This window comes from Nocardia sp. NPDC003963 (genome assembly GCF_053605105.1).
This window is the reverse complement of sequence record NZ_JBSGIP010000086.1, coordinates 1-10,869: the sequence shown is the minus strand read 5'-3', so window position 1 is coordinate 10,869 and position 10,869 is coordinate 1. Positions and strand designations below refer to the sequence as shown.

General features: G+C 68.3%; 10 protein-coding genes. 6 read left to right on the top strand and 4 right to left on the bottom strand.

Annotated elements, in window-relative coordinates; all coding sequences use genetic code 11:
• Positions 1-221: 221 nt before the first annotated feature.
• Both ACWEWT_RS37975 and ACWEWT_RS37970 read left to right on the top strand, forming a co-directional pair.
• Positions 222-944 (top strand): response regulator transcription factor, encoded by a 723-nt coding sequence (locus tag ACWEWT_RS37975; protein ID WP_452565751.1) that lies wholly within the window; start codon positions 222-224, stop codon positions 942-944.
• 53 nt (positions 945-997) lie between these two features.
• A complete protein-coding gene (locus ACWEWT_RS37970) occupies positions 998-2,455 on the top strand; it encodes a sensor histidine kinase (RefSeq protein WP_452565750.1) in 1,458 nt (485 codons plus the stop codon).
• Position 2,456: 1 nt separating this feature from the next.
• Here ACWEWT_RS37970 and ACWEWT_RS37965 read toward each other — a convergent pair whose 3' ends face one another.
• Together ACWEWT_RS37965 and ACWEWT_RS37960 are read right to left on the bottom strand one after the other, a co-directional pair.
• Entirely contained in the window at positions 2,457-2,882 is a 426-nt protein-coding gene (locus ACWEWT_RS37965; protein ID WP_452565749.1) for an HIT family protein, read from the bottom strand.
• Positions 2,883-3,013: 131 nt separating this feature from the next.
• Complete coding sequence (locus tag ACWEWT_RS37960; RefSeq protein WP_030522883.1) at positions 3,014-3,391, bottom strand: PH domain-containing protein; 378 nt, start codon at positions 3,389-3,391, stop codon at positions 3,014-3,016.
• A gap of 188 nt (positions 3,392-3,579) precedes the next feature.
• Here ACWEWT_RS37960 and purD point away from each other — a divergent pair, with 188 nt between their 5' ends.
• A complete protein-coding gene (gene purD, locus ACWEWT_RS37955; RefSeq protein ID WP_452565748.1) occupies positions 3,580-4,851 on the top strand; it encodes a phosphoribosylamine--glycine ligase in 1,272 nt (423 codons plus the stop codon).
• A gap of 65 nt (positions 4,852-4,916) precedes the next feature.
• On the opposite strand, the gene ACWEWT_RS37950 is transcribed toward purD, so the two are convergent.
• Together ACWEWT_RS37950 and ACWEWT_RS37945 are read right to left on the bottom strand one after the other, a co-directional pair.
• Positions 4,917-5,480, bottom strand: coding sequence for a transglycosylase SLT domain-containing protein (locus ACWEWT_RS37950; RefSeq protein WP_452565747.1), 564 nt, complete (start codon positions 5,478-5,480; stop codon positions 4,917-4,919).
• Between the two features lie 399 nt (positions 5,481-5,879).
• Positions 5,880-6,863 (bottom strand): M23 family metallopeptidase, encoded by a 984-nt coding sequence (locus ACWEWT_RS37945; RefSeq protein ID WP_452565752.1) that lies wholly within the window; start codon positions 6,861-6,863, stop codon positions 5,880-5,882.
• Positions 6,864-7,250: 387 nt separating this feature from the next.
• Between ACWEWT_RS37945 and ACWEWT_RS37940 the strand changes: the two genes are divergently transcribed.
• The 3 genes from ACWEWT_RS37940 (at position 7,251) to purB (ending at position 10,620) form a co-directional block, all read left to right on the top strand.
• Positions 7,251-8,411: a pyridoxal phosphate-dependent aminotransferase gene (locus tag ACWEWT_RS37940; protein WP_452565746.1), complete on the top strand. Its 1,161-nt coding sequence runs from the start codon at positions 7,251-7,253 to the stop codon at positions 8,409-8,411.
• Between the two features lie 136 nt (positions 8,412-8,547).
• On the top strand, positions 8,548-9,156 hold the full coding sequence (locus tag ACWEWT_RS37935; protein ID WP_452565744.1) for a TetR/AcrR family transcriptional regulator: 609 nt from the start codon (positions 8,548-8,550) through the stop codon (positions 9,154-9,156).
• A 36-nt stretch (positions 9,157-9,192) separates the two neighbouring features.
• Complete coding sequence (purB, locus tag ACWEWT_RS37930; RefSeq protein WP_452565743.1) at positions 9,193-10,620, top strand: adenylosuccinate lyase; 1,428 nt, start codon at positions 9,193-9,195, stop codon at positions 10,618-10,620.
• The last annotated feature ends 249 nt before the right edge of the window (positions 10,621-10,869 follow it).

The window sequence follows — 10,869 nt, the reverse complement described above, 5'->3', positions numbered from 1 at the left end:
GCCGGTGGGGCCCGCCCCGGTTCTGGAGCGACAGAGCGAAGAAGCGCAGCGACTGAGCGCCGGAGTGAAGAACCGGGGTTGATAGGGCCCCACCCGCCCCGCCGAAGGCGGGGCAGATAAACACAGCCCCCACCCGCCCCGCCGAAGGCGGGGCAATTCGACACAGCTTGTTCACAGCGAGTGTGCAGTGGGTTGCCAGGGGGGTGGGTCAGGATGGTGGCATGAGTGGTGCGCAGGGCGGAGCACCGGAGGCGCGGGTGCTGGTCGTCGACGACGAGGCGATGATCGTCGAGTTGCTGACCGTGAGTTTGCGGTTCCAGGGGTTCGAGGTGGCGTCCGCGGCCGATGGTGCGCAGGCGTTGGATGTGGCGCGCGGGTTCCGGCCCGACGCGCTGATCGTCGATGTGATGATGCCGGGGATGGACGGGTTCGGGCTGCTGCGGCGGTTACGGGCCGACGGGATCGATGCGCCCGTGTTGTTCCTGACCGCCCGCGACGATATCCAGGACAAGGTGACCGGTTTGACGCTGGGCGCCGACGACTATGTCACCAAGCCGTTCAGTCTGGAAGAGGTCGTCGCACGGCTGCGGGTCATTCTGCGCCGGGCCGGGGGGAGCGCGCCGGCGCGGGAGCGGTCGCGTATCCGGTTCGCCGATATCGAGTTGGACGACGATACGCACGAGGTGTTCAAGGCGGGGGAGCCGGTGGCGTTGTCGCCGACGGAGTTCACGCTGCTGCGTTATTTCATGGTGAACGCGGGAACTGTGCTGAGTAAGCCGCGGATTCTGGATCATGTCTGGCGCTACGACTTCGGCGGGGAGGTCGGCGTGGTGGAGACCTATGTGTCGTATCTGCGCAAGAAGGTCGATACCGGCCCGCAGCGGCTGATCCATACCTTGCGCGGGGTCGGCTACGTGATGCGCGAATCCGCCGGCCGGCCGTGAGCTCCGCGGATCCGCTCGTCACGTCGGACTCGGCGCCCGTCCGGCGCAAGGGTATGGCCGGGCGGTTCGCGGCCGTGCCGCTGCGGGTGACACTGGTACTCGCGCTCGTCGCTTTGGCAGCAGCTGGATTGCTGGCCTCGGGGGTGGCGGTGACCTCGGCGTTGCGGGCCGCGCTGATCGATCGGGTGGATCAGCAGTTGCAGGAGCAGGCGCAAACCTGGGCGCGGCCCGGTAACCGGCCGCCTCCGCTTCCGGGGGAGCCGGGGCGCGAGCGCCCGTCGGTGCCGTACTACGCGCGGGTCGAGGACGATTCCGGCAAGTTGTATCTGCAGTCGGATATCGGCACCGGAGCACCCGATCTGCCGCAGGATATGCGGCCGGGGACATTCACCACCGGATCGGTCGGCGGCGAGCCCGGGCAGTGGCGGGTCCGGTACACGGTGAACGCCAAGGGCACCAGTGTGGTGGCGCAGCGGCTGGACGATACCGAGGATATCGTCGAGCGGCTCGTGGTCCTGCAGCTGGTGATCGGGGCATTGGTACTGGCGGTGCTGGCGGTGGCCGCCTACTTCGTGATAAGGCGCAGTCTGCGTCGTCTGGTCCAGGTGGAGGAGACCGCGGCCGATATCGCGGCCGGGGATCTGCACCGGCGGGTGCCGATGCGCGGGACCAATACCGAGGTGGACCGGTTGGCGCAGTCGCTGAACTCGATGCTGGCGCAGATCCAGCAGGGTTTCGCCGCGACGGAGGCTTCGGAGGAGGCGGCGCGGCGGTCCGAGGAGAAGATGCGCCGGTTCGTCGCCGACGCCAGTCACGAGCTGCGGACACCGCTGACCACGATCAAGGGTTTCGCCGAGCTGTACCGGCAGGGCGCCACCGGTGATACGGATATGCTGCTCGACCGGATCGAACGCGAATCGAAGCGGATGGGTCTGCTGGTCGAGGATCTGCTGATGCTGGCCCGGCTCGACGCCGAACGTCCGGTGGAGCACGCACCGGTCGATCTGTTGTCGTTGACCAGCGATGCCGTGCACAGTGCGCGCGCGGTCGCGACGGCGCAGGGCCGGCAGGACCCGGAGCACACGATCCGCTTCGAGGTACGGCCCGGTTCCGGCACCGCGGAGGTACCGGGTGACGCCGCCCGGCTGCGGCAGGTGCTGGCGAATCTGCTCAACAACGCGCTCGTGCACACCCCGCCGGACGCCACGGTGACCGTCCGGCTCACTCCCGATCGCGACGAGGTCCGGCTCGAGGTGGCCGATACCGGCCCGGGGATGGCACCGGAGCAGGCCGCGCGGGTTTTCGAGCGGTTCTATCGAGCCGACGATTCCCGCAGCCGCGGCAGCGGCGGCACCGGACTGGGCCTGTCGATCGTGCAGGCGCTGGTGACCGCGCACGGCGGCACCGTGGAGGTGCACAGCGAACCCGGGATGGGCGCCACCTTCACCGTGCGGCTACCACGCACCCCGGCGGAACCGGGCCCGGCACCCGACGACGCGGACGAAGACTGATTCAGTCCGGCACGTTGGCGCCGTGGCCGAGATCGCGCAATGCCCGCTTGATCCGAGTCTGCGCTTCGTCCAGGGATTCCGGCTCCGGGTCGGGATCGGCGCCGGAGATATCGAAATTACCCATGGTGAACGCCGGGAACACGTGGACGTGCAGATGCGGGACCTCGAGCCCGGCGATCAGCAGCCCCGCGCGCGGTGCGTCCCAGGCCGCGCGTACGGCCTGGCCGATCTTCTGCGCGACCGCGTTCAGGCGGGCGAAGACCTCGGGTTCGATGTCCTGCCACTGATCGATCTCCTTGCGGGGCACCACGAGGGTGTGCCCGGGGGTCACCGGCGCGATGGTGAGGAATCCGACGAATTCGTCGTCCTCCCAGACGAACCGGCCCGGCAGGTCACCCGCGATGATCGCACTGAAAACAGAAGCCATGCCGCGAGACTAGTGCTTTTGGCGCCGCCTGCGGGTGTGTACTTATTGGTGGGGTCGACCATTCCCCTCCCGAGACTGGTATATGCGGTCCGCGGAGGCCGCAGCGAAGGCGGAGGTATCGCAGTATCCCATCACGCTCCGACGAAATGGGACAGGATCCCCTGCACCTCGTAGATGTCGACCTGGCGGTTGAACTTCTTCTGCAGGGGCGTATCGGTGCCGGAGATCCACAGCACCAGCTCGGCGTCCAGATCGAAGGTGCCCGCCGTTTCCACCGCGAAATGGGTGATCGAGCGGTAGGGGATGCTGTGGTAGCTGACCTTCCGGCCGGACAGGCCCTGTTTGTCGATGAGGATGAGGCGCCGGTTGGTGAACAGCATGGCGTCGCGGACCAGGATGTAGGCCGAGTAGACCTGTTCGCCGTTGCCGAGCAGCCGTTGGTATTCCTGCTGGGCCCGGGCCGGCTCCACCTGTCCGGCATTCCCCATGATTCCGTCCATCAGACCCATCGCGCATGTCCTCCCGTATGCGCGCGCCGGCGTCGCTGGGGCCCGGCGCGCGGGTTGCCCACCCGTTCAGGGTGTTTCCACCATCATCCACAGTGGGCTGCGAGCGCGCTGAACTCGCTGGTACCGGGCCGGGGCCGGCGGCGAACCTACCCCGCCGGAGGCCGATACCGCACCTATAAGCTGTCCGGGTGCGAGTACTCGTCATCGGTTCCGGAGCCCGCGAACACGCCCTCGTCCTTGCGCTGCGCCGTGATCCGGCAGTGAGCGCGATCCTCGCCGCGCCCGGTAACGCCGGTATCGCACAGCACGCGGAGGTGCGGCCGGTGGATCCGAGTTCCGGTGAGTCGGTGGCCGCGCTGGCCCGGGAGGTGGCCGCTGATCTGGTGGTGATCGGTCCCGAGGTGCCGTTGGTGCTGGGGGTGGCCGACGCGGTGCGGGCGGCCGGGATCGCGTGTTTCGGTCCGTCGGCCGCGGCGGCCCGGATCGAGGGGTCGAAGGCGTTCGCCAAGGATGTGATGGCGGCGGCGGGGGTGCGGACAGCGCATAGCGAGATCGTGGATACGCCTGCCGAATTGGATGCGGCGCTGGACCGTTTCGGCCCGACCTGGGTGGTGAAGGACGACGGGCTGGCCGCAGGTAAGGGTGTGGTGGTCACCGCGGATCGGTCGGCCGCTCGCGGGCATGCCGCGGAACTGCTCGAACAGGGACATCCGGTGCTGTTGGAATCGTTCCTGGACGGGCCGGAGGTATCGCTGTTCTGCCTGGTCGACGGGGAAACGGTGGTGCCGCTGCTGCCCGCGCAGGATCACAAGCGGGTCGGTGACGGTGATACCGGGCCCAATACCGGCGGCATGGGTGCCTACACTCCGCTGCCGTGGCTGCCCGAGGGCGGGGTCGAGCAGATCGTCGACGAGGTGGTCGCGCCGGTGGCCGCCGAACTGGTCCGGCGCGGAGACTCTTTCAGCGGACTCCTGTACGCCGGGCTGGCGATGGGGGAGGCCGGTCCCGCGGTGGTGGAGTTCAACTGCCGCTTCGGTGATCCGGAGACACAGGCGGTGCTGTCATTGCTCGAGAGCCCGCTCGGGGAACTGTTGTACGCGACCGCGACCGGGACGCTGGCCGAGGTGCCCGCACCGCGCTGGCGCGCCGGCGCGGCGGTCACCGTGGTGCTGGCCGCGGAGAACTATCCGGGCCGGCCCCGTTCCGGTGATGTCCTCGCGGGGGCCGGAGATGCGGCGGCCGACGACGTGGCCACTGTGCTGCACGCCGGAACGGCGCTGCGGGCGGACGGCGCGCTGGTATCCGCGGGGGGCCGGGTGCTCAGTATCGTCGGTACCGGTGCCGATCTGGTCGCGGCCCGGGAGGCTGCCTACGACCGGCTGGCCGGGATCAAACTGACCGGCGGACATTATCGTTCGGATATCGGTCTGGCCGCCGTCGAGGGCCGGATCAGCCTCTGAGAACCGCTGCGGGCGGCGCGTCCACGACGTACCGCCCGCGGGCGAGGTCCACTCGGATCGGCAGCTCAGTACGCGCCGAAGACGTTATCGATGGAGCCGTAGCGGTGTGCCGCGTAATTGCAGGCAGCCGCGATATTCGCGACCGGATCGTAGATATCCCACGAGGTGCCGTCCACATGGTAGGCGGTGAAGGTGGGATCGATGACCTGCATGAGTCCCTTGGACGGGATACCCGCCGCGGCGTTGGAATCCCAGGTGTTGATCGCGCGCGGGTTACCGCCCGATTCGCGGAGGGCGTTGCGGTGGATGCCGTCGTAGCTGGCCGGGATACCGCGCTGGCCGAGGATGTGCAGCGCGTTGCGGATCCAGCCGTCCAGATCGTCGGAGTACACCGCGGGTTGCACCACGCCGGGCAGTGGCTGCGGCAACGGCTGTACGAACTGTTGCAGCTGGTCCTGCTGGGGTTGGGGCAGCTGTTGCTGCCATTGGATCGCCTGCTGTTGTAGCTGTTGCGCGGGACCCTGCAATTCCGCGGGTACACCCGGGATGGGCGCGTCCGCGTGCGCCTGTGTCGGGACGACGACGGCGGCGGCGATGGCGACGAGGGGTAGCAGTTTTCGTAGATACATGGGAACGGCTCCGACAGCGCGGAGGTACCACGCCGCCGCATGTCGTGGCCGTCGGCGCTGTGTTGCGCTGCTTCTTTTGTGATTCGTGTTGTGGAACGAGGAGATTCAGTTGTCCGCGCTCGATGGCGTGATACGCCGCGTCGGAGGCGGAGTTGTCGCATCGAGATATTCGGATGCCGGTGACAACCGTGCGATAAACAAACTTGCGGTCTGTTGTCTGGCAAATCACAGAATGGTTGCGAAAGATTAACAGAAGATGAACAGGGCAATAACGGACCGTTCTATTCTGCTGAGAGAAATCGATTTACCTGGCATTACATCGGTGTAAGTCACAGCCGCAACCTGCGGCCGGGTGACCTCGTCACCGGATTCTGCGGATTTGCTTCGATGGGCTTCGGGTCAGTTGTACGAGAGCCCGTGCAGTGCGAGCCAGCGCTGCGGGTCGACGTGCTGACCGTTCAGGATGATCTCGAAATGCAGATGTGGGCCGGTGGAATCACCGCGGTTTCCCATCCGGGCGATCTGCATTCCGGCGGGGACACGTTCGCCGACCGAGACGAAGAAATCGTACATATGGCCGTATACGGAGATCGCGCCGTCGTCGTGCCGGATCCGTACCCACAGACCGAAACCGGAGGCCGGACCGGCGTCGATCACGGTGCCGTTCGCGACGGCGTAGATCGGGGTGCCGATCGGGCCCGCGATATCGATCCCCTGATGGAGGGTGCCCCATCGACTGCCGAAGCCGGACGTGAACGTCCCCGGTGCGGGCAGGACGTAACCACCGGCGCCGGGCGGTACGGCGCCGGGCGGAATGATCCCCCCCTCGGGGATACCCGGGGCCGGCGCGCTGTTGATCCACGGCTGCTCCTGCCCGGCGACCGCGGCCGCGGCCTCGGCTCGGGCGCGGTCCAGGGTGGCCCGCGCGGCCGCGGCCACCACCGCCTGCTCACGCAGACGTTCCCCGTTGTCGATGGCGTCGAGATAGCGGCGGACCGACGGGATCGGCGCGGACAGTCGCAGCGGATGGGCGACCGGCACCCGATAGGCGATACCCGGCGCGGGCGGCCGGTCGGTGACCAGCAGCCCGGCGGTGGCGTCGCCCGCTGCCAGGAGCGCGATGAGCAGCAGGGCGCCGATGAGTACCCGGTGCCGCCGCGCCGCGGCGGTGATCTCCTCCGCGGACGGGCGGCGCGCGATCAGTTCGGCGATATCGGCCCGGGTGGGCCGACGGAGCAGGAGGTCACCGGCGGCTCGCCGGGTCCACCGGTAGGTCGCGCGCAGCCGGCGTCCCGGTGCGCCCGGCGATACCGCGGCGCGTTCCCGCCAGCCCGGCGCGATTACGAGACCGCCGCCTGTCGCGGCCGCACGCTCCAGGGATATCCGCTGTTCACCGGGGTTTTCGCCGGGTGAACTCGCGCCGGGGCTCGTGGGCTCCTGCTCGGTATCAGGGTGGTCCGCGCCGGACTTCCGCTTCGGGCCCGGCCGGGCCGCCGGACGCCGACCGGAATGCGCGACGCTGCCGTGGTCGTCCGGATCGTCCGTCTGCGGTGGGGCTCCCGCATCCGCTCGTCCGCCGCGCCGGACCGCCGCGGACAACGGGGGTACCGCCCGGTTCCAGCGTCGGCGGAGGAACCCGGTACCGCGTCCGGACGCGGTGGACCCGGGGTCCTGTAGCGGCGGCCCGTCGGCCTGCCGGCCGGCCTTGTCGAGCATCAGAGCAGACCATAGCTGTCGAAGCGCCCGAGGCGGTGTTCTACCGTCGGTCGGGTGTCCACTGAATCTCGGCGCTCGACCATCCCACCTTTCTACGTGATGGATGTCTGGAAAGCCGCCGCCGAACGCGCCAGAACGCACGGTGACGTACTGAGTCTCGCGGCCGGGCAGCCCTCGACCCCGGCGCCCGCGCCGGTGCTGCGTGCTACCAAGGCCGCGATCGATGCCGAATTGCTGGGATACACCGAGACTTTCGGCATCCTGCCGCTGCGCCGGGCCATCGCCGGACATCATCACCGCACCTACGGCTACCCGGTGGACCCCGACGATGTCGTGGTCACCACCGGTTCCTCCGGTGCCTTCACCCTGATCTTCCTGGCGGCCTTCGATCCCGGTGACACCGTGGTCGTCGCGCGACCGGGCTATCCGGCCTACCGCAACACGCTGACCGCGCTCGGCTGCCGGGTCGTCGAACTGGACTGCCGCGCCGAGACCAGGTTTCAGCCGACTGTCGCCATGCTCGAAGAACTACCGCAACCACCGAAGGGGCTGATCGTGGCCAGCCCCGCCAACCCCACCGGCACGATGATCGATCCGGACGAACTCGCCGCGGTGGCGCGCTGGTGCGATGCGCACGGCACTCTGCTGATCTCCGACGAGATCTACCACGGCATCACCTACGGCGGTGAGCGCACCGCATCGTCCTGGGAGACGTCGCGCTCGAGCGTGGTGATCGGCTCGGTATCGAAGTACTTCTCGATGACGGGCTGGCGGCTGGGCTGGATGCTGGCCCCGCCCGGACTGCGCCCGGCGCTACAGCGGCTGGCGTCGAATATGACCGTCTGCCCACCGGCCATCTCCCAGTACGCGGCGGTGCACGCGTTCGGTGACGAGGCGCGTACCGAACTCGACGCGCATGTGCACCGGTACGCGGTCAACCGGGCCATCCTGCTGGAAGGATTGACCGGGCTCGGTATCACCGACCTCGCACCCGCCGACGGAGCCTTCTACGCCTACGCCGATATCGGTCACCTCACCGACGACTCCATGGCCTGGTGCGCGGACGTACTCGCGGGCACCGGGGTGGCGCTCGCGCCGGGACTGGATTTCGACACCGTCGGCGGTAATCGCACTATTCGGCTCTCCTTCGCGGGAGCGACCGCCGAAATCGAGGCGGCGCTCAGCAGACTCGGGGATCACCTGCGACGGACCTGATAGGAACACTGTGCACGGCAATAACTTTGCACAGTACGACAACATCGCCGCGCGGATGCGGTAGAAACATCGATGGTTGTTTCCCCTTTCCCTGATTCCCCACGGATGTATTGATGAAGACTGGCACGATGGCACGGTGATAACCGCGACGACTCCGAAGGGTGAACGGCGTCGCCAGGCGCTGGTGGCTGCCGCGGCCGAGTTACTGCTCGAAGGCGGTTTCGACGCGGTCCGGCATCGCTCGGTCGCGACCCGCGCCGAACTACCGCTGGCGTCCACGACTTACTACTTCGAATCCCTCGAGGATCTGATCGCGCGTGCGGTCGAGTTCAGCGGTACCGCCGAACTCGAGGCCATGCGGCGGCGGATCGGTGAGGTGACCCACCGCCGTCGCGGTGCCGAGGCGACCGTCGATCTGGTGCTCGACCTGTTGATCGGACCCGAAGGTGTGGACGAAGGAGCCCGCGGGCGGTTGATCGCCCGCTACGAGCGCACCGTCGCCTCGGCCCGCCACCCCGAACTACGCGAGGTCCAGCTCCGACTACGCGGGCAGCTGGACGAGCTGCTCTCCGATGTGCTGCGCCGGTCCGATCGGATCGTGCGCCCCGAACAACTGCGCCGGCTGGTCGCGGTGGTCGACGGTGCGGTGGTGGCCGCGCTCAGCGAATCCGATCCACAACCCCGGCGCCTGGCCCGCGGTGCCCTGCTCGAGGTCATCGATATCGTCGCTCCCGCGACGCACTAGCCGGTGGACCGCTACCGGTCACTAGACTGACCGGACGTGACCTCAGACCTGATCCCCAACGTCCTCGCCACCCGCTACGCCAGTCCGCAGCTGGTGCATCTGTGGTCTCCCGAGCAGAAGATCGTGCTCGAACGGCGGCTGTGGCTCGAGGTGCTGCGCGCCCAGGCCGAACTCGGTGTCGATGTGCCGCCCGGTGTGGTCGAGGACTACCAGCGGGTCGTGGAACAGGTGAACCTGGCCTCCATCGCCGAACGTGAGCGGGTCACCCGCCACGACGTGAAAGCCCGGATCGAGGAGTTCAACGCCCTCGCCGGACACGAGCACGTGCACAAGGGCATGACCAGCCGCGATCTCACCGAGAACGTGGAACAGCTGCAGATCCGGCTGTCGCTGGAACATATCCACTCCCACGGTGTCGCGGTGGCCGCCCGGCTGGCCGAACGAGCCGCCGAATACCAGACGCTGGTGATGGCCGGGCGTTCGCACAATGTCGCCGCACAGGCCACCACTCTCGGAAAACGTTTCGCCTCGGCTGCCGACGAAATGCTCATCGGACTGACCCGGTTGCGGGAACTCATCGACCGCTACCCGCTGCGCGGTATCAAGGGCCCGATGGGTACGGCGCAGGACATGCTGGATCTGCTCGGTGGTGACGCCGCGAAACTCACCGCGCTCGAACAGCAGGTCTCCCGGCACCTGGGCTTCACCAGTGTGCTGACCAGCGTGGGCCAGGTCTACCCGCGTTCCCTGGACCACGATGTACTGTCCGCGCTGGTACAGATCGGCGCCGCCCAGTCCTCGCTGGCCCACACCATCCGGCTGATGGCGGGCCACGAACTGGTGACCGAGGGGTTCCAGCCGGGCCAGGTCGGCAGCTCGGCCATGCCACACAAGATGAACACCCGGTCCTGCGAACGGGTCAACGGCCTACAGGTGGTGCTGCGCGGATACGGATCGATGGCCGCCGAACTCGCGGGCGCGCAGTGGAACGAGGGCGATGTCTTCTGCTCGGTGGTCCGCCGGGTCGCGCTGCCGGACGCCTTCTTCGCAATCGACGGCATGATCGAGACCTTCCTGACGGTACTCGCCGAATTCGGCGCCTATCCGGCGGTGATCGCCCGCGAGCTGGACCGCTACCTGCCGTTCCTGGCCACCACCCGCCTCCTCATGGCGGCGGTACGCGCCGGGGTCGGTCGCGAAGCCGCGCACGAAGTGATCAAGGAACACGCGGTAGCGGTGGCCCTGGCCATGCGCGAGCAGGGCCGGGAACCGGATCTGCTGGACCGGCTGGCGGCCGACGATCGGATGCCGCTGGACCGGGCCGCCCTGGAGGCGGCGCTGGCAGAGAAGTCGGCGTTCATCGGCGCGGCCGATGCGCAGGTGGCGGACGTGGTCGCGCAGGTGGGCAAGGTGGTTTCCGCCTACCCGGAGGCTGCTCGGTACACGCCGTCCCCGATCCTGTGACGTGCGGTGGCGGTCGCGTGATCGGGCGTTGCCGCCCGCGACGGTAGGGAAGGTAGGGGCGCTTCGCTGGGGCGAAGTGAGCGCGTTCGTGGTGGCGGTGGGGTTGCCCGGGCGGGGTGGTGAGTGGAGCTCGGTTTCGAGGAGGCCGGAGCGGGCTGTGTTTTTGGCGCCGCCTTCGGCGTCGCGGGGGTTGAGGCCCCCTGGTGTCCCGCCGTTCAGGCCTCGAGACTCGCGCCTTCGGCGCATGCG